Genomic DNA, 20,499 nt, shown 5'->3' with positions numbered 1-20,499 from the left:
GGACCCCCCGTGACAGCCGACCTCCTCGCCGCGGGCCGCCGTACGCGCACCCGCTTCGCCGTCCTCGGCGCCGACTTCGTCATCCTCGCCCTGAACTACGCCGACCGCGCCGTCATCGGCGTCGCCGCGCCCGTGATCATGTCGGAGCTCGGCATCTCGAAGTCGGCGTTCGGCTGGATCCTGGCGGCGTTCGCGTTCACGTACTCCCCGTTCGGCTTCATCGGCGGCTGGCTCGCGGACAAGTACGGCCCGCGCCGGGTGATGGGCTGGGCCGCGATCGTCTGGTCGCTGTTCACCGCGCTGACCGCCGCCGGCATCGGCTTCGTCAGCCTGCTGATCATCCGGCTGCTGTTCGGCTGCGGCGAGGGGCCGCAGGCCACCGTGACCGCGAAGGTCATGCACAACTGGTTCCCCAAGCGCGAACTCGGCATGGCCGTCGGCGTCGCCAACGCCGCCACCCCGCTCGGCGGCGCGATCGGAACCCCCGTCGTGGTGGCGATCATGTCGGCCACCCAGGACAACTGGCGGCTCCCGTTCATCATCTTCGGCGCGATCGGGATCTTCTTCGCGATCGGCTGGTTCGTCGTCGTCCGCGACACGCCCGAAGAGCACCCCCGCGTCTCCCCCGCCGAACTCGCGTACATCCGCCAGGACGTCGAGGAGGAGAAGGCCGCCGAGGACGCCGGCCCCTGGTGGCGGCAGCTCCGCCTCCCCGCCGTGTGGGCCACCGCGATCGCGTTCTTCGGGTACGCGTGGATCCTCTGGACGTTCCTCAACTGGTTCCCCACCTACCTCATGGACGAGCGCGGCATCGACCTCGACGGGCTCGCCCTCGGCGCGGCCGTACCGTGGATCGGCGGCTGCGTCGGGCTCGCGCTGGGCGGGATCTTCACCGACTGGCTCGTCCGCCGTACCGGCCGGTCCAGTGCCCCGCGCCGCTGGACGGTAGTCCTGTGCCTGGCCGCGACCGGCCTCCTCTTCGGCTGCCTCGGCCTGGTCACCAACACGGTCAGCGCCGTCGCCCTGATGACCGTGGTGGTCTTCCTGCTCTACTTCACCGGGGCGCAGTACTGGCTGATCATCGGTGAGGCGGTGCCCGCGGCGACGTACGGCTCGGTCTCCGGCGCCGTCCAGATGTTCGCCACCACGGCCTCGATCATCGCCCCGGCCGCCACCGGCTACCTGGTCGAATCCCGCCTCGGCTGGTCCGGCATGTTCGCCATCGCCGCCGCCATCGCCCTCCTGGGCGCCGCCGCCCTCGCCGTCTTCGGCCGCCACCGCACCACCGCGAATGTTTCCGGCGGCCCCCTCGGGCATAACGGAGCGTGATCACCAGCGCACCGGAGGGCGACCATGAAGATCGGCTACAAACTCTTCGCCGAGGCGTACGACCCCAAGGAGATCGTCCGCCAGGCCCAGAAGGCCGAGGACGCCGGTTTCGACTTCGTCGAGATCAGCGACCACTACCACCCCTGGCTCTACAGCCACGGCCACAGCGGCTTCGCCTGGTCCATGCTGGCCGCGATCGCCGCCCGCACCTCCACGATCGGCCTCGCCACCGGCGTGACCTGCCCGTTCATCCGGTACCACCCGGCGATCATCGCTCAGGCCGCCGCCACCACCGCGATCCTGTCCGACGGCCGCTTCACCCTCGGCCTCGGCTCCGGCGAGCGCCTCAACGAGCACGTCGTCGGCGGCGGCTGGCCCTCGGTCACCGTCCGCCACGAGATGCTCCGCGAGGCCCTGGAGATCATCCGCCTGCTCTGGTCCGGCGGCTACCACTCGTACGAGGGCAAGCACCTCGACCTCGAGGACGCCCGCGTCTTCGACCTCCCCGACGAGCTCCCGCCCATCATCGTCGCGGCCTCGGGCGACCGTTCCGCGAAGATCGCCGCCACGCAGGACGGCCTCTTCGCCACCGAACCGAGCCGCGAGGTCGTCCAGACCTTCGAGAACCACAACGGCTCAGGCCCCCGCTACTGCGAGATCCCGCTCGCGTACGCCAAGGACGAGCAGTCCGGCGCGGCCTGCGCCCACAACCTCATGCGCTTCGGCCTGACCGGCTGGAAGGTCCAGGCCGAACTCCCCAACCCGATCAACTTCGAGGCCGCCACCGCCCTCGTCACCGAGGACGACATCAGGAAGAACTTCCCCTGCGGCCCCGACCCCGACCGCCACGTGGAGGCCGCCCGCCTGTACATCGACGCGGGCTACGACCACCTCACGCTGATGAACGCCGGCACCTCGCCCGACGCCTTCTTCGACTTCTACGCCACCGAACTCGCCGGTCGCCTCATTGGCTCCCGTTGATCGGCCGGTTATGCTCCGAACCCTACAACCGACAATGACACCCCACCGGAGACGGGATGAGTGTCGACGAAACGGCCCCCCTGCGCGTCCTCGTGGTGGACACCGATCCCCACGCCCGCGCCGCCGTCATCACACGCCTGGCGGCCGAACCCCAGCTCGAGATCGTCGCCGAGTCCGACGGCCACGACGCGATCCCCCTCGCCGAGCGCCTCCATCCCGACATAGCCCTCCTCACACCCCCCACCTCGTCCCTCACCCCCGCCCTCACCCCCATCGCCCGCGTCTTCATCCTCACCGCCACCGACATTCCGCCCCCCGACGGCGCCTGCGGCACCCTCCCGCCCTCCCTCACCCCCATCGACCTCCTCCGCAACGTCCGCGACGCCAGCCGCGTCTCCCACGGCCTCTCCGCCCGCGAGGCCGAGGTCATGGACCTCATCGCCACCGGCCGCTCCAACGGCGAGATCGCCCGCCAGCTCTTCCTCAGCGAGAAGACCGTCAAGAACCACGTCAACCGCATCTACGCCAAGCTGGGCGTCAGCTCCCGCGCCACCGCCATCGCCCTCTGGCGCGGCCTGATGAGCGCCCTCCCCGCCAAGGATTAACCGATTCGCACTGCTCCCGACCTCCTGCTAACCTTCTACATGTCGCCAGGGAGGCCCCACCGGCCCCCCAGACCGACAAGCGCCGTTAGCTCAATTGGCAGAGCAGCGGACTCTTAATCCGCGGGTTCGGGGTTCAAGTCCCTGACGGCGCACCCGCCCTGACCAGCGACGACATCCCGTACGGGATTCGTCGCTGTCGTCATATGGGGCCGAACTGAGGCCAACCTGCGCCCGTCACTATGCGTGCATTTGCGGCGAAACGTTCTCGACCCTATTTGTGTCGTACAGCGTCCCGTACGGGGGCATGCAGCATCGTGCGTGGACCCCATCGGATCGTCACGCCGTCTGGTGTTCGGTTGTCCTTTCCACATCGAAGAATCAGTGACGGGGAGCCGTAAAGGCTCTGGTCATACGTTTCGAACCAACGCTTACCGGCCGGCGGCGGTGCGGCTCAGCGTCTTTGCGGACGCCCGATCTGGCGGTTCGGATGAGCGCTCGACCGGCCGGTCCGCACTCTCCGGTCGGCGCGGTTTTTGCGTCCGCGTCGCTTCTTGGCGGTTGATGCGCGGCGGCGGGTGCGTTTGGTTCCCGGAACGAGACGGCCGGCTTTGAGGACGTGGGCGGCGGTCTTTTCGGCCGCTTTGTGGGCGACCTCGGGAAGGACGGAGGTGTAGGTGTCGGCGGTGAGCACGATGCTGGAATGGCCGAGCATCTCCTGCACGACCTTCAACTCCACACCGGCCGCCAAGGCGAGGGTGGCCGCTCCGTGCCGCAGGTCGTGCAGCCGGATCGGCGGCAGCCCATGATCGGCGATCAGCTTCTTGAAGGTGCGCGTCAGCCGGTCCGGAGCCATCGGGTCACCGTTGAGGCAGGTGAAGACGTACCCGCTGTCGCGGTAACGCTTGCCACCCTGGGTGCGCTCCTGGCGTTGGCGATCTTTGTGGTCGCAAAGCGCGGTCACAGTGGTGCGGTCCAGCGCAATCACCCGAGCGCTGCGAGCGGTCTTGGGCGGACACGCCGTCAGGTATCCGTCATACTGCTGCAGTTGCTGGGTGATGACCGCAGCGCCCTCGTCCAGGTCGACGTCGCACCAGCGCAGCCCGGCGGCCTCGCCGCGGCGCAGGCCGCGCAGTGCGATCAGGTGGTAGGCGGCGTAGAGGCGGTGGTCGTCGATGGCGTGCAGGAACTCGGCGGTCTGCGCCGCCGTCCACACGGCCACCGCCGGCCGCTCCCCGGTCTTCTCCCAGTGCTCGACACGCGCCGAGGTCCACACCACCGCCCGCGGACGACGCGCACCCGGCAACTCCACCCGGGCCGCCGGATTGTCGAGCAGCAGGCCCTGGCGGATGGCGGCGTTGAGCGCCGTCCGCAAGGTCGCACGGATCCGATTCAACGTCGCCGGCGACATCGGCTTACCCAGCGCCTCACCGTGCCGGGCGATCGCGGTGAACATCGCATGCACATGCGCCACCGACAGCTCGGCGAGAAGGAGCTTGCCCAGGTACGGGGACAGGTACAGACGGACGTGACTGGTATAGCCGCGGACCGTTGAGGAGGTTCGGTTACGGGTCGCGATCCAGTGCGACAGCCAATCCCCCACCGTCAGCAAACTCGACCCCGCGTCGCCCGCGCTGGGCGTCCGGAGCCGGGTCAGCGCCTCCTCGGCCGCCTTGCGGGACGCGAAGCCGCCACGGCGGATACGCCTGCGGCGGCCATCCAGGTCGGCGGGGAGCTCTAGGCGCAGGTACCAACTGCCATGCCGCCGACCAGGCACGAGCCTCGGACAGGAGCGGCCCCAGGGTTTACCGGTCTTAGGGTGCAGACAGCCGCAACGCCGGTACACCCCACCGGCACTCGTCGAAATCGTCACCGCCGACACCTACACCTCAAAGAGCGCGAGGGGACGCTCAACGCGGCAAGCCGCTGATTCCTTGCTGTGAACGGAACCCGGTGGACTCCAAGTCTCTGCGCTGGTTTTCGCTTACGCCAGCCGGTATAACGTCCTGGACGGCACGACCAGGATCGACAACGAAGTCCTGGACGTCATCGGCTCCATGGTCGGCCACCAGGAAGTCGCCGCCCACCGCGGCGCGGACTGGGAGAAGGCCATCCTCTCCGGATACACCGCTTGGAAGAAGCTCCGCGATCTGGGTGGCGGCATGATCGACCTCGACATGCCGACTCAGACCCTCACCGTCACGCCGCTACCGGTCTCCCAGGCAGCTCACGGCGGCAGGCCCCCCGCTTTCAGGTGCTGGCCGGCTCTCGGTCGTGCGCCTCGTTTGCACCCTTGAGGTGGGCATCCCCACTTGCCCGGCATGGGATCTGCAGCACTCCCGCGTCTTATGACTGTGCGGGCTCAGCCGGTGACGTCCATGCATTCAAGCGTTCGGGCCGAGCGGTCACTTCGACGCCCCGATCCGATCGGAACATCACAGCAGTCGTCCGCCTTGGCATGCCGGAGAACGCCATGATGCACTCGGATCTGGCCACCTCCCATCGGTTCAGCGGGGACATGAAGCGTCGCATCGACTACTACGACGATCCCGCGGCGCCTGCGGCAAACGGCTGGTCCCGTCGGTGAACGTGGCTGCCACCAACGAGGCCGAGGAACTGTTGCTGATTCGCCGCACTGACAACGGCACCTGGGCGCTGCGCGGGGCCGCCCGGCCTGGGGGGGTTCAGGACGGGGACGGGCCGGGTGACTGGGAGGGCAGCAGGGCGCGGCAGGCCTCCAGCGCCTTGGCGATCTTCGGGTCGCTGGTCTCAAGGGCGCCGGGGCGGGCGTTCTCGGCGACCGTGGCGCCGTTCTTCTTCATGCAGTCCCTGAAGGCGACCATCGCGGCACCTCCCCCGCCTTGCCCACCAGGCCGGCCGTTCATGCCCGAGGGACGCACCGACGCGCAGGCCTCCATCGCCTTCTGCCGCTCGGGCGACATCGACCCCATGCCGCCACCGGGACCACCCGGGCCACCGGAGGGCCGCTCCCGCGGAGGCTGCCCGGAGGGCGCCCCGCCCCGCTGCCCCTCAGGCCGCTCCGGCATCTCGACGCCCTGCTTCTTCAGGCACTCTCTGTACGCTTCCATGGCGTCGCCACCCGCGTTGGAGGGAGAGGCGTCGGGCGACTTCCCGCCGCCGCAGCCCGTGAGTGCCACCGCCGCCGCCAGCGTCGCGGCGAGCAGACCAAGGCGGCTCGATGAGATGGATCGGGACATACCGTGCCTTCCTCTCCTGTTGTCTAGTTGCCGGGGCGGGCGCCTGAAGCGCCTTGGGTGATGGTGGTGGCGGTGACCTTGCCGGACGCGTCGCCCGTTCCCTGAACGGTGACCGCCGCGCCCGGTTGCAGATCCGACACCTTGCCCACCCGGCTGACCTGGACCTTGGTGGCGTCACCAATTTCGACGGTGACGACCGAGCCGTCCGTGGTCTGGACGTAGAGGGTGCCCTGGCTGACGACCTTGACGGTGCCGACCGTCGCGCCGCGGCCGGGCGCCGCCTGCCGTCCGCCCGCGCCCGGCCCGCCTCCGCCGGATCCACCGCCACCGGGCATGCCCCGGCCGTTCCCCGCGGCGGGTGCGCCGGAGGGTTCGCCGGACGTGCCCCAGTGCTTGTTCGCTTCGATGCCGCTGGCGAAGCCCGCGGCCAGCAGCAACCCGCAGATCAGGACGAGGGTCACGGACGGCCGGGATCGTTCCTTGGGCGCTGCTGCAAGCGCGGATCGCACGTCCTTTTCGAACGGGGAGGTGCTCAGCACGTCCTCCGGGTGGTCGCCGTGCGCGGGGACGGCGTCGGCCACCGAAGGGGGGCGCTTGCGTGCCACGGGGTCCTCCAATTCCATGGAAGCGGGGTCGGTGAAGGTCGGGTCATTCATGCCGGAGCGCCTCGATGGGGCGCAGGGCGGCGGCGCGGCTCGCGGGATAGCCACCGAAGAACAGGCCGATGCCGACCGACACGCCCACCGCCAGCGCGATCGACTCCGGAACGATCACGGGGTCCACGCCGGCGATGGTGAACCGGCTGCCGATGATCCCGGCGACGACCCCGCCGAGCCCGCCCAGCAGGCTCAGCACGGTCGCCTCGGTCAGGAACTGGCCGAGGATGGCGCGCCGCGGTGCCCCGATCGCCTTGCGGATGCCGATCTCCCGCGTCCGCTCGGTGACGCTGACGAGCATGATGTTGGTGATGCCGATGCCGCCGACCAGCAGGCTGATGGCGGCGACGGCACCGAGCAGCACCGTGAAGGTGCGGCTGGACTCGCTCACGGTCTCCTGGAGTGCCGCCTGGTCCTGCACCGTGAAGTCGGCCGTCCCGCCGGGGGTGATCCCGTGCCGCTGGTTGAGGATCTGGGTGACCTCGGCACCGGCGGACTCGGTGGTGTCCGTGCCGGTCGCCTGGACGACGATCTGGTCGATGCCGCCGAAGCCGGTCAGGCTCTGCCGGACGGCCGTCACCGGGGCGATGGCGATGTCATCGGAGTCCTGGATGCCGGAGGAGCCCTTCTCCTTGAGCACCCCGACCACGGTGAACGGCACCCCGTTGACGGTGATCTGTTTGCCGAGCGGGTCGACCGTGCCGAACAGGTTGTCCACGACCGTCCGTCCGATGACCACGACCTTGCGTCCTTGGTCCACGTCCGCCTGGGTGAAGGCCGCGCCGGAGTCGACCGTCCGGTCGGTCGCCTCCAGGTACGTCGGGACGCTGCCGACGAACTGCCCGACCGGATGGCTGGCGCCCTCGTGAGCGGACGTGGCCGACTGCGCCGTGACCACCGGGGACGCCGACTTGACCGACGGGGCGGCGGATCGGTCCTGCAGCGCCGCGGCGTCCTCGACCGTCAGGTCCTTGGCCTGCACGCGCGGCCCGGTGGCCTGCTGCTGCCCGGCCCCGCCCCCGCCGCGCGCCCCGGCGAATCCGCCCGGCCCGCCCCCGCCGCCCGGTCCGCCACCGGTCGTGGACGGGCGGACGGTCAGCGTGTTGGACCCGAGCCGGGCGATGTTCTCCTGGATCTGCAGTGCAGACCCGTTGCCGACGGCGACCAGCAGGATCACGGCGGCGACACCGATCAGGATGCCGAGCGTGGTCAGCCCGCTGCGGAGCTTATTGGCCGTCAGCCCGCGCAGCGCGAACACGACGATGTCGCGGTTCACCTGGGCACGCTCCCGTCGACGAGCAGGGCGGGCGGCGGCCCGTCCAGCGGCGCGTTCCGTTGATCGGCGACGATCCGCCCGTCCACCAGCTTGATCACCCGTTTGGCGCGGGCGCCGACGTCGCTCTCATGGGTGATGAGCACGACCGTCCGACCCTGCGCGTTGAGCCGGTCGATGATGGCCAGCACGTCCGCCGTGGAACCGGTGTCGAGGTTGCCGGTCGGCTCGTCGGCAAGCAGCAGCGCCGGGGCGGTGACCAGGGCCCGCGCGATCGCGACCCGCTGCTGCTGCCCGCCCGACAGCTCGTTGGGCTCGTGCCGGCCGCGGTCGCCGATCCCGACCATCCGCAGGGCCGCCTGCGCCCGGCGCCGCCGTTCGGACGTGCCGACCCCGCCGTATGCGAGGGGCAGCTCCACGTTGCCCAGGGCGCTCATTCGCGGGATCAGGTTGAAGGACTGGAAGACGAAGCCGAGCCTGCGGTTGCGCAGGACCGCCAGCTGTCCCTCCGTCAGGGTGCCGACGTCGGTGCCGTCGAGCAGGTACCGGCCTGCGGTCGGCACGTCCAGGCATCCGAGGATGTTCATCAGCGTCGACTTGCCGGACCCCGAGGTGCCCATGAATGCGACGTAGTCGCCGCGGTGCACCTGGAGGGACACGCCCCGCAGGGCGTACACGGACGTGTCGCCCTGCCCGTACACCTTGGTGACGTCCCGCACGTCGAGGACGGGGGCGGTCACGGTCGGCCGCCCATGCCGCCGCCGAGCCCGCCGCCGGGCCCGCCGCCGGGCCGACCGCCTCCGCCGCCGGGGCGCATGCCGCCGCCCTGGCCGCCACCGGTGTCGGTCGTCGTGGTGATGACGACGCTCTCGCCCTCGGTCAGTCCCGACTTGATCTCCGTGCCCTGGTCGCCGCTCAGTCCGGTCTGCACGACCTTGGTGACCTGCGCGCCGTTCTGCACGACGGTGACCGTGCTGCGCCCGCCCGCCGTCCGCACCGCGGCGGAGGGCACGTACAGGACGTTCTCCGCCTGGCCGACCGTCACCTGCACCTGGGAGGTCTGGCCGAGCCGGATGCCGTCCGGGCTGTCGGTGAGCGCCACGTGCACGCCGTAGCGGACGACGTTGTTCTCGGTCGTGGGGGTCTGGTCGATCGACGTCACCTTCCCGGAGGCCGACTCGCTCGCCAGCGCGTCGAAGGTGACCGTGGCCGACGCGCCCTTTTTGACCTTGGTGATGTCGGCCTCGGTGAAGGAGGAGGTGATCTCCAGTCGGTCGGTGTCGGCGATCGTCATGAACCCGGAGGACGACGCGGAGCCCCCCTGGACGGCGGAGCCCGAACTGCCCCCGCCCGCGCTGCCCCCGGCCGCGCCGCCCTCGGCCGTGCCGCCCTGCCCGCCCCCTGTGCCCGTGGACCCGCCGCCCGAGCCGCCCGATCCACCGGACGGGCCGCCCACGGTGCCGTTGAGGGCGGTGATCGTTCCGGCGTAGGGAGCCTTGATCATGGTGCCCGCGAGCGCCCGCACGGCGTCGTTGTACTCGGCCTCGGCCGAGAGGTGGGCGGAGCGTCCGGACGCTGTCGAGGTGTCGCCCTCGGCCGCGGCGTCCAGGGCGGCCTTGGCGGAGGTGACCGCGTCCCGCGCGGCGGTGTCGTCGAGAGTGGCCAGGACCTGCCCCTTGGACACGGTGTCGCCGACCTCGACGTTGATGGCCTCCACGGTCCCGGAGGAGCCGAAGCCGAGCTCGGCCGTCCTGGAGCTGCTCACCGAGCCGGGGGCGGAGACGGTGGCCAGCAGCGTTCCGCGCGCGACGGTGCCCGTCCGCGACTGCGGCGCGGCCTGCCCTTCATCGGACAGCGCGAAGAAGGCGTAACCGCAGGTCGCCAGCAGGACGGCCGCGAGCCCGCCGTTGACCAGCAGGCGCCTCGGAGAGATCTTGGGATGCACCTGAGGAAGGCTGGCCGACCTGCACTGGAACGTGCTGAGAGACAGATGAGAAAACCATGAGAGAAGGCGCGGCGCTTCTCATCCAGATCTCAGTGCCCATCGGACCGGTATAGCCGCAGGTTGCGGCATCCTCGACTGTCATGAACCGACTCGTTCCGCCGGCGTGGTCACGCCGCGTCCCCACCCCGGTCTGGGTGGCGCTCGCCCTGCTGGCCGTCCTTGGGGCGCTGGGGCCGTGGGCGGTATCGGACGGCGCGGCGACCCCGGCGGCGACCGGCAAGGAGACCCGGATACCGGCCGACGACGGCGTGGCCGCGGCCGGGACGGTGCAGAGCGCCGACCGGCGCGACCTGGCCTTCGCAACGTCGGGCACGGTCACCGACGTGCAGGTCCGTGTCGGCGACCGGGTGAAGACCGGTCAGGTGCTGGCGCGGCTGAACGACACCGAGGCCCGCGAGCAGCTGGCGGTCGCTGAGGCGGCACTCGAAGCCGCCGAGGCGGGAGAAGACCCCACGGCAGCGGCCCCCGGCGACTGCGTCCAGCTCATGAGCTACAGCAGGACGGCGCCCACATCCACACCCGGCACGACCTCTCCTCAGCCCACGGCCACGGCGCCCCCCACGCGCTCGGCGCGGCCGTCGCCGACCCAGGTCGAGTCTCCCCGCCGCACCCCCGCCCCCCGCCGCACCCCCGCGCCCGGCGGCACCTGCAACGGCCAGGGCGGGACGGGTTCCAGCCAGAGCGGCCAAGGCGGCCAGACTGAATCGCGCGTGGCCCGTGCCGAGACCGCGGTCAGGGAGGCCAGGCGCACCCTGGAGGGAACCAAGATCACCGCGCCCATCGACGGCACCGTCCTGTCCCTCGACGGCACCACCGGCACCCAGGTCTCCGGGGCCGGATCGACCGGTTTCATCACCCTCGGAGACCTGTCCGAACTCCAGGTCGAGGGCATGTTCTCCCAGACCGACGTCGCCAGGTTGCGGATCGGCCAGAGCGCGGAGATCACCGTCTCGGTGCAGCCGGACAGCACCTACACCGGCAGCGTGGTGCATATTGATCCGGCCGCCACGACCGATGGCGACCTGGTCCGCTACGGCGTCAAGATCGCCTTCGACGACACCCCGGACGGCCTGCTGATCGGCATGAACGCCAGCGTCACCGTCGCCCCGTGACGACTCCAGAGCGCTCCACGCGACCGCCAGTCCGCTCCTGGGAGGTAGCCCTTAGATAGCGGTTAGCTGATGCGGGCGTCAAACGCGGCCGCGTGACCTGGGACGCGCGCGCGGCGCCACCCGGCCGTGCCCGCCGGTGCCAGCCGTCCCTAGGATCGGGCGGATGGAGGAGGAGCCGTTGCGAGCACCGGTGTCGTCGCTGCGGGCCACCCGCTGGTTCGACGACCGGCCGGTGCCCGCGGCGGAGATCGTGCGGATGCTGGAGGCGGCCCGCTGGACCGGGTCGGCGCGCAACCGGCAGCCGTGGAGGTTCGTCGTCGTCCAGGACCGCGGCCCGCTGCGGGAGCTCAGCCTGCTCGGCGGGTAGGCCCGCGAGGAGGGTGAGTGCAGAAATTAGCGGTAGCGGCTACCTGGGGCCAGATGCGTTCTAGCGAGCGCGGCGTCGGGCTGCGGGGTCGGTGTCCGCGGTGACTTTGGCTGAGGTCTGTTCGCCGAGGCGGACGTAGGCACCGAGGCTGGCCAGGTGGGCGTGGCGGGATTTGGCCTGGAGTTCGGCGGCGGTGCGGCCGGCGGCCGCGAGGTGCTGCAGCGCCGAATGGCGCAACTGGTGGAGTGGCCAGCCGTTGCCGTGCGGGTCCAGGGCGCGGGTGGCGGTCTTGAACAGGTGTTCGGCGCGGGGGTGGGACAGGCGGCCGCGGCCGCGCCGTTCCAGTGGTCCATCACCGCGGCGTAGTCCTCGGGGGCCAGGTCGGCGACTGGGGCCGCGCCGCCGATGACGTCGATGAGGCGGGCGAGGGTGTCGTCGTAGCTGGCGCGGGTGGTGGCGGTGGGGATCTGGTCCAGGTAGCGGTCGACGGTGGCCGCGAGGGTAACGGCGCCGGACGGGTTCGGGCGGCCGGGGAAGGCGATGACGGGCACCGGGGACCTCCGCATGCCGGTGTGACACATAACGTTGCCGAGTCGCCTGCGCCGCGGCGGACAGCGAGGTGGGCGGACGCGAGCTGCTGCCGGTCAGCGTGACAGGCAATGCGAGTTCTGTGTCACAACCCCCGGTCCCATATTCGCCCGATCTCTCCCGACTACTACGGGGACCCCTGTTTTGCCCAGCCCGCCACGTGGCGGGCTGGGCAGGTGGTCACCTGGAGGGCTCCACCGGTTCGGTGGCGTGTGCAACGTCTTGGGCGTATGGGTGGCGGGGGTCTTGCAGGGTGGCGCCTTCGATGTCGAGGTCGGGCAGGAAGCGGTTCAGCCACTTGGGCAGCCACCAGGCGGCGTGGCCGGTGAGGGCGAGGATGGCGGGGACGAGGGTCATCCGGACCAGGAAGGCGTCGGCCAGGATGCCGGCGGCCAGGCCCAGGGCGATGGGTTTGAGGGTGAGGTCGTCGGTGGTGACGAAGCCGGCGAAGACGGCGAACATGATGAGGGCGGCGGCGGTGATGACGCGGGTGGCGTGCCGCGCGCCGGTCAGCACGGCCTCGCGCGGGCGGCCGGTGTGGACGTACTCCTCACGAATTCGTGAGACCAGGAAGACCTGGTAGTCCATCGCCAGGCCGAACAGCACGGCGATCACGACGATGGGCATGAAGCTGAAGACCGGTCCGGTGGTGGCGACGCCGAACATCTCGGCGAGCCAGCCCCACTGGAAGACCGCGACGACGGTGCCGAACGCGGCGCCGGCCGACAGCAGGAACCCGGCCGCGGCCTTGACCGGCACCAGGACCGAGCGGAAGACCAGCAGCAACAGCAGCAGCGAGAGCCCGACCACGATCGCGGTGAAGGGCACCAGCGAGTCGCCGAGCCGGTCGGAGACATCGATGGCGGCGGGCGTGGAGCCGGTGACCAGGACCTCGGCGCCGGCGGCATTGCCGAGGGCGGGGATGCGGGCGCGGATGTCGCGGACGAGCCGCTGGGTGGCCGGGGTGCGCGGGCCCTGTTCGGGGACGAGGTTGAGGACGGCGGTGCGGCCGTCGGTGCCGGGTTCGGGGTCGCTGATCGACACCACGCCGGGCAGGTCGAGTCCGTTCCCGACCTGGGCGGCGGCTCGTTCGGGGTCGCCGCCGCGGGGGGTGTGGACCAGGATCAGCAGCCGGCCGTTGCTGCCCGGGCCGAAGGCGGTGGAGATCAGGTCGTAGGCCTTGCGCTGGGTGGAGGCGGGGTCGGCGGTGCCGTTGTCGGGCATCGCCAGCTCCAGCTTGAGCGCCGGGAGCGCCATCGCGCCCAGGGCCAGCAGCACGGCCGGGATGGTGAGCAGCGGGCGGCGGGTGACCAGGCGGGCCCAGCGCAGCCCGCCCGCCCCGGCACGTTCGGGACGGGCGGCGCGTGATCCGGGGCGGGGGCGCAGGCGGTCGCCGGCCAGGCCGAGCAGGGCGGGCAGCAGGGTGATGGCGGCTGCCACGGCCATCAGCACGGTCAGTGCGGCGGCCAGGCCCATGACGGTCAGGAACGGGATGCCGACCACGCTCAACCCGGCCAGCGCGATGATCACCGTCAGGCCGGCGAAGACGACGGCGCCGCCCGCGGTGGCCACGGCACGCGCCGCCGATTCTTCGGCGGCCATCCCGTCGGTGAGCTGGGCACGGTGCCGGGAGCCGATGAACAGCGCGTAGTCGATGCCCACGGCCAAGCCGACCATCAGCGCCAGGCTGGGTGCGGTGTCGGAGATCGTGGCGAGGTTGGAGGCCAGCAGCAATCCCAGCAGCCCGATGACCAGCCCGGTGATCGCGGTGACCAGGGTCAGCCCGGCGGCCAGCAGCGATCCGAAGGTGACCACCAGCACGATCACGGCGACGGCGACCCCGATGACCTCGCCGATGCCCGCGTGCATGCCGGCGGTGCTGTAGACCGACCCGCCAACCTCGGCGCGCATACCGTTCGCGCGGGCCGCGGCGGCGATGTCCTCCAGCGCGGTGACGCTGGCATCGTCCAGCACGTCCCGCTTGATCGGATACAGCACCTGGGCGAGCGCGGTGCGGCGGTCGACCGAGATGGTTCCGGTTTCGAACGGGTCGGTGGCCTCGGCGACCTGCGGCGCCGTACCCGCCTGCCGGACCGCGTTCTGGATGCGGTCGCGGTGGGCCGGGGCGTCGACGGTGGCGCCGGGCGGTGCGGCGAACACCAGCTGCGCGGTGACGCCGGTCGCCTCCGGCAGGGAACGTTCCAGCAGGTCGATGCCCTGCTGCGATTGCGAGCCGGGGATGGTGGCCTCGCTGTCCAGGTGGGAGCCGAAGGCGGCAAAACCGCCCCCGGCCAGCACCAGCAGGACCAGCCAGCCGACTACGAAGCGCAGGCGGTGGCGGAACGCGGTCCGCCCGAGCCGGTAGAGCAGGGTCGCCAACGAAGGTCCTCTCAGACGTGCGTGTACAGGTGTGTCAGGCGCGGGTGGACGAGGGGAGCAGCGCGGTCAGCACGGTGCTAAACGCCTGCTCGATGACATCGGCGGTGACGGCCTCGGGGTCGGTGAGGTGCTCGTTGACCAGGCCGTTGGTGAGGCAGTGCAGGATCAGCCCGGCCAGTTCCGGCGGGACGGCCGGGTCGGTGCCGGTGCGGGCGGCCGCGTCGGCGACGGCGCGGGCAGCGGTGTCGCGCTGCGCGCGGCGCATCGGAGACAGCACGGCCCGGATCTTCTCGTCGCGAGCCGCGCGGGCGGCGAACTCCAGGCCGAGCTGGCCGTGCCCGGTATCGCCGGTGATCCGGGCGGTGATCAGCTCGGCGACCCGTGCTATCACCGCGCCGGCGTCGGCGGTGCCGTTGATCTCGGCGGTCATGGTGGCCAGTTCGCCTTGGGCGCCCTGGCTCAGGACGGCGCCGAACAGTTCCTGCTTGCCGCCGAAGTTGGAGTAGACGGCGCCCTTGGTGAAGCCGGCGGCGTGGGCGATGTCCTCGATCCGGGCGTCGTCGTAGCCGCGTTCGGTGAACACCCGCACCGCCTCGGCCAGCAGCCGTCGCCGGACCTCCTCGCGCGGGACCCGCCTCGCGGGCCCCGGCCTGTCAGTGGAGTTGTCGGTCATGACCGGACCGTAGCATACTGAAAGTATTCAGTACGTTAAGTATCCAATTGGGGAGGCCCGTTGACCACCTCACTCCGCCGCCGATTTCGTCGCTCGGCGCCGCTGGCCACCGCGGCACTGATCGTGCTGGCGGCCCTCGCCGGCTGCGGCGCCTCGGCCGACGACGCCCGGCCGGAGAGCCGCTCCTTCGGCCCGGTCGGCGACCGCCTCACGATCGTCAAGGACTCGGGCGATCTGGACATCCGGCCCGCCGACGTGGACGAGGTCCAGATCACCCGCCGGTTCGACCGATGGGCACTCATCGGCGGCGACCCGACCGCGACCTGGAAGCTCACCGGCGACCGGCTCACCCTGGCCACCGACTGCGGCGCCCTGATCGGCGGCTGCGCCGTGCGCTACCAGGTCCTCGTCCCCCGCAGCCTCGCCCTGAACATCGAGGGCGACAACGGACGGGTCTCGGCCACCGGCCTCAGCGCCGCGCTCGGCATCCGCACCGCCAACGGCACGATCACGGTCACCGATGCCACCGGCCCCCTCGACCTGCGCACCGAGAACGGCGAGGTGCGCTCCGCCTCCACCCGTGCAGAGCGCGTCTCCGCCACCACGCAGAACGGCCAGGTCACCCTCGCCTTCGCCGCCGCGCCACGGCAGGTGGCGGTGACGACCGAGAACGGCGAAGTCGACATCACCGTCCCGCGCACCGCCTACAAGGTCACCACCACCACCGACAGCGGCGACGTCCGCGCTGACATCCCCCAGGACGCCACCGCCCCACGATCGATCACCGCCCGCACCGACAGCGGAGCGATCACCCTGACCGCTGCGGCAAGCGGCTGACCCTCGCCCTGGACGGCCAGCGTCGACCGACGCGACTCACACCACAACCGGCGAGTCGCCCCCTCCGGGGGCGTGGAAGGGCCGCAGCCCGTCCGCCGGGTCGGTGCGGGTGAAGGCGTAGCGGCCCAGGAAGTTGATGTGCTCGAAGGAGATCGGCGACAGCCGCGCGCACATCTCATCGGTGACGCCGAAGCCGTCGGCGCGCAGCCGCTTGACCGCGGCGTCCAGGTACAGGCTGTTCCACCACACCACCGCGTTGGGCGCCACGCCGAGCGCGCCGAGCTGGTCCTCCATCCCCTCGCGGTAGAGCTGCCCGCGGTTGCCGAACGCGATCCGGCGCGCCAGGCGGTGCCGGGCCTCCTGCACGTTGAGCTGGGTGCCGATCATGCGCCGGTAGCCGTCATCGGACATGAACTGCAGCAGGTGCAGGGTCTTGAAGACCGGCCCTAGTGGGCGAATGCGTCGCCCAGGCCGGTGGGGCGGCCCTCGCGCGACAGCATCCGGATCAGGTCGTAGGCGCGGACCGTGCCGTGCGTGAGCGAGCCGGCCACCCGCAGCATGTCGGGCCAGTGGGCGCGGATGCGGTCCAGGCGGACGGTGTGCCGGGACATGTGGTCCAGGGGCCCGTAGGTGGTGCGGGTGTTGGTGCGCCACAGCCGGGTGTCGGCCAGGTCGGCGATTCGCGGGGAGAACTGCACCGCAGTGTTGCCGCCGAGGCCGTCCAGCACCCCGGTGTAGGCGCCGTCCAGCGCGCTGGCGAGTTCGGCCAGATGCCCGGCCGGCTCGGTCTTCAGTTCCAGCGCCGCCAGCACACCCGGCCGTGCCGCATCCCAGCCCGCGCCTTCCAGCGAGCGGGCGCGCGGGTCGCTCCACCGGTCGGCGCCGGCGGCGAACACGTCCCGGCGGCGCAGCGCGGCGTGCAGGTGCATCACCGCGCACAGCGTGAACGCCGCCTTGTCCACCTGACCCGCGGGCAGGTCGGGGTTGGCGAACACCAGCCGCCGCCACGACCCGACCACCAGGTCCTCGTGCTCGGCGACGTCGGCCCGGGCGCAGGCGCGGCGCGTCTTGGCCAGCTTCGCCGCCAAGTTCACCATCGCCAGCACCGGCCGCCCGGCCTCCACCGCCCGAAAGCTAATGACCTGAAGCAGCGGCTCGATGAACTGCTGCACCGTCCGGTACCGCTTGACCAGCTCGGCCCGCCACGCCGCCGCGGCATCGTCATCGGTCTGCGGCACGAACGCCGCGATCGTGAGCCACCGCCGCCGCCAGCTTCTCGCGCGGCACCACCCGCTCGATCTCGTTCCACACCTCCGCCAGCGCGACCAGCCGGTCGCCGGTGGCCTGCGGGGCGCCCATCAAGATCTCCATCGCCGAGGCCACCTCCCGCGCCGCCGACCGCATCCTCGGCAGCGTCCGCAACTGCTCGGCCCGGCCCGCCCGCTCGGCCCGCGCGACCGTGGCCAGCAGCGTCGCGGTCTGCCGCGCAGGCTCCAGATCCCGCAGCGTCGGCGCCTTGGACGCCATCCAGCGCCGCCAGCCGCGCCGCCGGCACCGGGGCCACCTCCACCCGCCCGGCGCCCAGCCCGGCGATCTCGGCCACCCGGTCCAGCTCCCGCACCAGCACCCGCCCTGAGGCCTTCACCGGCGCCGTCCGCAGCCGCTCCAGCTCTGACACCCGCCGATCAGCGGGGACCTGCAGCAGGCCCCGCAGCGCCGCCGCCGTCTGCGCAGGCGTCCGCTCCGCCAGCAGCTCATAAAGCCGCACGTTCTCGGCCCGGCGGACATCGCCGACCGGCCGGGTCAGCACTGTGACCCCCGGCAGCAGGACCCGCTCGCGCAGCATGAACACCCACCTGATCGTGATCGGTGCAGTTCGCCCATCGGTCCGCCCGTCGTCCTGTTTGGCCGCCCACGCGGTGATGACGCCGAGCGGCTTCGGGACAAAGGGACCGACCTCGGTGATGCTGAACGGCTCGTCGTTCTCATCGGTGTCGAACCGGCTGTTGATGAACGCGACCGCCTCGGCCGGCGTACTGACGACGGCCTCGGCACCACTGTCATTGTCGACAACTCGCCACAACACGCTGTTCTTCACGACGGTCTCCGATCGAGGTGGGGACACCCGGGGCTGGCAAGACGCGCCGAGTTACTCGGCGCTGACTCCAATGATGGGGTGACCGAGCGGGTGCCGAATACTGCGTCACCAGCTTCAACCTGCAGGTTCGGTGGACATGACCAACCGCCCCACGGGCACGTCCTGGGTCCTCCATGTTCGCTCGTTATTCGCTCGGGGGCACCGGCACGGGACGGTAGGCGGCGACACGGGCTGGCACGCATGTGGTGCTGGATGCGGACAAGGTGGTAGCATTTGGCAGCGAGAGCACTGATCTGATGCGAGAGCAGTCGACTCTTAATCCGCGGGTTCGGGGTTCAAGTCCCTGACGGCGCACCCGCCCTGACCAGCGACGATATCCCTAAGGGGAGTCGTCGCTCTCGTCGTATGGGGCCGCACTGAGGCCAACCTGAGCCCGCTCCTATGCATGCATTTACGGTGAGATGTCCTCAGCCCGCTTTGTGACCCCCAGCGCCCGGCACGCGGGCATGCAGCATCGCGCGTGGACCCCTTCGACTCGCCACGCCGGATGATATTCAGTTGTCCTTTCCACATCGAAGGATCAGCGACAGGAGGAGCCGTGAAGGCTCTGGTCATACGTTTCGAACCAGCCCTCGCTGGCCGACAGCGGTGCGGCTCAGCGTCTTTGCGGACGCCCGATCTGGCGGTTCGGATGCGCGCTCGACCGGCCGGTCCGCACTCTCCGGTCGGCGCGGCTCTTGCGTCCGCGTCGCTTCTTGGAGGTTGATGCCCGGCGGCGCGTGCGTTTGGTTCCCGGTACGAGTCGGCCGGCTTTGAGGACGTGGGCGGCGGTCTTCTCGGCCGCTTTGTGGGCAACCTCAGGAAGGACGGAGGTGTAGGTGTCGGCAGTGAGCACGATGCTGGAGTGCCCGAGCATTTCCTGGACCACCTTCAACTCCACCCCAGCCGCCAGGGCGAGGGTGGCCGCGCCGTGCCGTAGGTCGTGCAGCCGGATCGGTGGGAGACCGTGCTCTCCGATGAGCTTGCCGAAGGTCCGGGTCAGCCGGTCTGGGGCCATGGGATCGCCGTTGGTGCTGGTGAACACGTACCCGGATTCGCTATAGCTCTCGCCGTGTAGGCGCCGTTCACTGCGTTGACGGTCCCGGTGTGCACCCAGCGCGGCGACGGTGGTGCGGTCCAGGGCGATCACCCGGGCGCTGCGGGCGGTCTAGGCGGGCACACCGTCAGGTAGCCGTCGTACTGCTGCAGTTGCTGGGAGATGACCGCGACGCCCTCGTCCAGGTCGATGTCGCACCAGCGCAGCCCGGCCGCCTCCCCACGCCGGAGCCCGCGCAGCGCGATCAGATGGAAGGCCGCATACAGCCGGTGATTGCGGATCGCGTGCAGGAACTCGGCGGTCTGCGCCGCGGTCCACACCGCCACCGGCGGCCGCTCTCCCGTCCGCTGCCAGTGCTCGACCCGGGCGGCGGTCCACACCACCGCGCGGGGACGCCACGTACCCGGCAGTTCGGCGCGGGCGGCGGCGTTTATCGGTGATCAGCCCTTGCCGAATGGCAGCGTTCAGCGCCGTGCGCAGGGTGGCCCGGATCCGGTTCAGCGTGGCCGGAGTGACCGGCTTTCCCTCGGCCTCGTGCTGGCGGACGATCGCAGTGAACATCGCCTGCACCTGAGCGACCGACAACTCTGCGAGGAGAATCGTGCCCAGGTACGGGGCCAGGTAGAGGCGGACGTGGCTGGCGTACCCGCGAACGGTGGACGAAGCGCGGGTACGGGTTGCCCCAGCCACTCCCCCACCGTCACCATCCCGGGGCCGGTCTCGCCGTGACCCGGCATCCGTAGCTGCGCCAACGCCTCCTCGGCCGCCTTGCGCGTCGGGAAGCCGCCACGACGCACCCGCCGACGGCGGCCATCCGGGCCAGGCGGCAACTCCAGCCCGATGTACCAGCTACCGTGCCGACCACCATGAGACAGCTTCGGACACGCACTCCCCCAGGGGCTTCCCGACTGCGGGTCGATGCAGCCGCACCGCCGGTACACGCCTCCGGCACTCTTGGTGAATATCATCGACGATGCCTACGGCACGGCCAGGCCCGCGCTTCGTGAGATGACTCAGCCCGGACAAAGGATCTACCGCCGATTGGACCCGCCCGGCCCTGCATGTAAGCCATCGCACAGAATCCACCAGCTGCACATGACAGGGCGTCACCGGCTACGGATTGCAGACCCGAAGACCTTGCGGCGGGACGTGACTGACGCACCCGGTGGGCGGTGGCCATAGCCCTCGCCCTTCCAGGTATCAGGGCCTCCAGCGAACCCCTTGTGTTCCACGGAAGACCCCGGAGCGTGGCCTCTCCCGCGACATACGGAAGGCGCGGGATTCG

Annotated in this window: 21 protein-coding genes, 1 tRNA gene and 2 pseudogenes; 11 read left to right on the top strand and 13 right to left on the bottom strand. The window is 70.9% G+C overall.

The annotated features are described in order from the left end of the window. Positions 1 to 9 precede the first annotated feature (9 nt). The 4 genes from AB0881_RS04575 to AB0881_RS04560 all read left to right on the top strand — a co-directional run bounded on the left by AB0881_RS04575 (position 10) and on the right by AB0881_RS04560 (position 3,067). Positions 10 to 1,329 carry an MFS transporter gene (locus AB0881_RS04575; protein ID WP_366614164.1) on the top strand — a complete coding sequence of 440 codons (1,320 nt, stop codon included), beginning with the start codon at positions 10 to 12 and terminating at the stop codon, positions 1,327 to 1,329. A 24-nt stretch (positions 1,330 to 1,353) separates the two neighbouring features. After that, positions 1,354 to 2,310, top strand: coding sequence for a TIGR03557 family F420-dependent LLM class oxidoreductase (locus tag AB0881_RS04570; RefSeq protein WP_366614162.1), 957 nt, complete (start codon positions 1,354 to 1,356; stop codon positions 2,308 to 2,310). A 56-nt stretch (positions 2,311 to 2,366) separates the two neighbouring features. Then, positions 2,367 to 2,915 (top strand): response regulator transcription factor, encoded by a 549-nt coding sequence (locus tag AB0881_RS04565; RefSeq protein WP_366614160.1) that lies wholly within the window; start codon positions 2,367 to 2,369, stop codon positions 2,913 to 2,915. Positions 2,916 to 2,994: 79 nt separating this feature from the next. Beyond that, positions 2,995 to 3,067: transfer RNA gene (locus AB0881_RS04560), tRNA-Lys, on the top strand. A gap of 299 nt (positions 3,068 to 3,366) precedes the next feature. Here the strand turns inward: AB0881_RS04560 and AB0881_RS04555 are convergent. Further along, a complete protein-coding gene (locus AB0881_RS04555; protein WP_366614158.1) occupies positions 3,367 to 4,785 on the bottom strand; it encodes a tyrosine-type recombinase/integrase in 1,419 nt (472 codons plus the stop codon). A 100-nt stretch (positions 4,786 to 4,885) separates the two neighbouring features. On the opposite strand from AB0881_RS04555, the gene AB0881_RS04550 reads away from it, so the two are divergent. Further along, positions 4,886 to 5,209 carry a hypothetical protein gene (locus AB0881_RS04550; protein WP_366614326.1) on the top strand — a complete coding sequence of 108 codons (324 nt, stop codon included), beginning with the start codon at positions 4,886 to 4,888 and terminating at the stop codon, positions 5,207 to 5,209. A gap of 221 nt (positions 5,210 to 5,430) precedes the next feature. Beyond that, positions 5,431 to 5,570: pseudogene (locus tag AB0881_RS04545) on the top strand (NUDIX hydrolase); the annotation flags it as partial. Between the two features lie 26 nt (positions 5,571 to 5,596). Here the strand turns inward: AB0881_RS04545 and AB0881_RS04540 are convergent. From AB0881_RS04540 to AB0881_RS04520, 5 genes are all read right to left on the bottom strand, one after another. Then, the gene (locus tag AB0881_RS04540; protein WP_366614332.1) at positions 5,597 to 5,755 is read right to left on the bottom strand and encodes a hypothetical protein; all 159 of its coding nucleotides are present in this window, start codon (positions 5,753 to 5,755) and stop codon (positions 5,597 to 5,599) included. 398 nt (positions 5,756 to 6,153) lie between these two features. Continuing rightward, a complete protein-coding gene (locus AB0881_RS04535) occupies positions 6,154 to 6,735 on the bottom strand; it encodes a hypothetical protein (RefSeq protein ID WP_366614156.1) in 582 nt (193 codons plus the stop codon). A gap of 43 nt (positions 6,736 to 6,778) precedes the next feature. After that, positions 6,779 to 8,062: an ABC transporter permease gene (locus AB0881_RS04530; RefSeq protein ID WP_366614154.1), complete on the bottom strand. Its 1,284-nt coding sequence runs from the start codon at positions 8,060 to 8,062 to the stop codon at positions 6,779 to 6,781. Continuing rightward, positions 8,059 to 8,799, bottom strand: a complete 741-nt coding sequence (locus AB0881_RS04525; protein ID WP_366614152.1) for an ABC transporter ATP-binding protein — start codon at positions 8,797 to 8,799, stop codon at positions 8,059 to 8,061. Before AB0881_RS04525 ends, AB0881_RS04530 begins: the two co-directional genes overlap by 4 nt. Beyond that, a complete protein-coding gene (locus tag AB0881_RS04520) occupies positions 8,796 to 10,004 on the bottom strand; it encodes an HlyD family efflux transporter periplasmic adaptor subunit (RefSeq protein ID WP_366614151.1) in 1,209 nt (402 codons plus the stop codon). Before AB0881_RS04520 ends, AB0881_RS04525 begins: the two co-directional genes overlap by 4 nt. A 140-nt stretch (positions 10,005 to 10,144) precedes the next feature. On the opposite strand from AB0881_RS04520, the gene AB0881_RS04515 reads away from it, so the two are divergent. The 3 genes from AB0881_RS04515 to AB0881_RS04505 all read left to right on the top strand — a co-directional run bounded on the left by AB0881_RS04515 (position 10,145) and on the right by AB0881_RS04505 (position 11,909). Then, positions 10,145 to 11,176 carry an HlyD family efflux transporter periplasmic adaptor subunit gene (locus tag AB0881_RS04515; protein ID WP_366614149.1) on the top strand — a complete coding sequence of 344 codons (1,032 nt, stop codon included), beginning with the start codon at positions 10,145 to 10,147 and terminating at the stop codon, positions 11,174 to 11,176. Between the two features lie 163 nt (positions 11,177 to 11,339). Then, complete coding sequence (locus AB0881_RS04510) at positions 11,340 to 11,543, top strand: nitroreductase family protein (protein ID WP_366614147.1); 204 nt, start codon at positions 11,340 to 11,342, stop codon at positions 11,541 to 11,543. Positions 11,544 to 11,699: 156 nt separating this feature from the next. Beyond that, a complete protein-coding gene (locus AB0881_RS04505) occupies positions 11,700 to 11,909 on the top strand; it encodes a hypothetical protein (RefSeq protein WP_366614145.1) in 210 nt (69 codons plus the stop codon). 402 nt (positions 11,910 to 12,311) lie between these two features. Here the strand turns inward: AB0881_RS04505 and AB0881_RS04500 are convergent, their stop codons facing one another. Together AB0881_RS04500 and AB0881_RS04495 are read right to left on the bottom strand one after the other, a co-directional pair. Next, on the bottom strand, positions 12,312 to 14,510 hold the full coding sequence (locus tag AB0881_RS04500) for an MMPL family transporter (protein WP_366614143.1): 2,199 nt from the start codon (positions 14,508 to 14,510) through the stop codon (positions 12,312 to 12,314). Between the two features lie 34 nt (positions 14,511 to 14,544). Next, the gene (locus AB0881_RS04495; protein WP_366614141.1) at positions 14,545 to 15,183 is read right to left on the bottom strand and encodes a helix-turn-helix domain-containing protein; all 639 of its coding nucleotides are present in this window, start codon (positions 15,181 to 15,183) and stop codon (positions 14,545 to 14,547) included. 60 nt (positions 15,184 to 15,243) lie between these two features. Here AB0881_RS04495 and AB0881_RS04490 point away from each other — a divergent pair, with 60 nt between their 5' ends. Then, complete coding sequence (locus tag AB0881_RS04490) at positions 15,244 to 16,020, top strand: DUF4097 family beta strand repeat-containing protein (RefSeq protein ID WP_366614139.1); 777 nt, start codon at positions 15,244 to 15,246, stop codon at positions 16,018 to 16,020. Positions 16,021 to 16,056: 36 nt separating this feature from the next. Here AB0881_RS04490 and AB0881_RS04485 read toward each other — a convergent pair. Continuing rightward, positions 16,057 to 16,949: pseudogene (locus AB0881_RS04485) on the bottom strand (Tn3 family transposase). 292 nt (positions 16,950 to 17,241) lie between these two features. Continuing rightward, complete coding sequence (locus AB0881_RS04480) at positions 17,242 to 17,547, bottom strand: hypothetical protein (protein WP_366614137.1); 306 nt, start codon at positions 17,545 to 17,547, stop codon at positions 17,242 to 17,244. A gap of 317 nt (positions 17,548 to 17,864) precedes the next feature. On the opposite strand from AB0881_RS04480, the gene AB0881_RS04475 reads away from it, so the two are divergent. After that, positions 17,865 to 18,200 (top strand): hypothetical protein, encoded by a 336-nt coding sequence (locus AB0881_RS04475; RefSeq protein ID WP_366614135.1) that lies wholly within the window; start codon positions 17,865 to 17,867, stop codon positions 18,198 to 18,200. Positions 18,201 to 18,773: 573 nt separating this feature from the next. Here AB0881_RS04475 and AB0881_RS04470 read toward each other — a convergent pair. From AB0881_RS04470 to AB0881_RS04460, 3 genes are all read right to left on the bottom strand, one after another. After that, a complete protein-coding gene (locus AB0881_RS04470; protein WP_366614133.1) occupies positions 18,774 to 19,307 on the bottom strand; it encodes a tyrosine-type recombinase/integrase in 534 nt (177 codons plus the stop codon). Continuing rightward, positions 19,304 to 19,597 (bottom strand): hypothetical protein, encoded by a 294-nt coding sequence (locus AB0881_RS04465; protein ID WP_366614131.1) that lies wholly within the window; start codon positions 19,595 to 19,597, stop codon positions 19,304 to 19,306. Before AB0881_RS04465 ends, AB0881_RS04470 begins: the two co-directional genes overlap by 4 nt. Positions 19,598 to 19,711: 114 nt before the next feature. Then, positions 19,712 to 20,182: an Arm DNA-binding domain-containing protein gene (locus AB0881_RS04460; RefSeq protein ID WP_366614130.1), complete on the bottom strand. Its 471-nt coding sequence runs from the start codon at positions 20,180 to 20,182 to the stop codon at positions 19,712 to 19,714. Between the last annotated feature and the right edge of the window lie 317 nt (positions 20,183 to 20,499).

Origin of the sequence: Spirillospora sp. NPDC029432 (assembly GCF_040703975.1) — a bacterium.
Taxonomy (GTDB): domain Bacteria; phylum Actinomycetota; class Actinomycetes; order Streptosporangiales; family Streptosporangiaceae; genus Spirillospora.
This window is presented reverse-complemented; position numbering and strand designations above follow the sequence as displayed.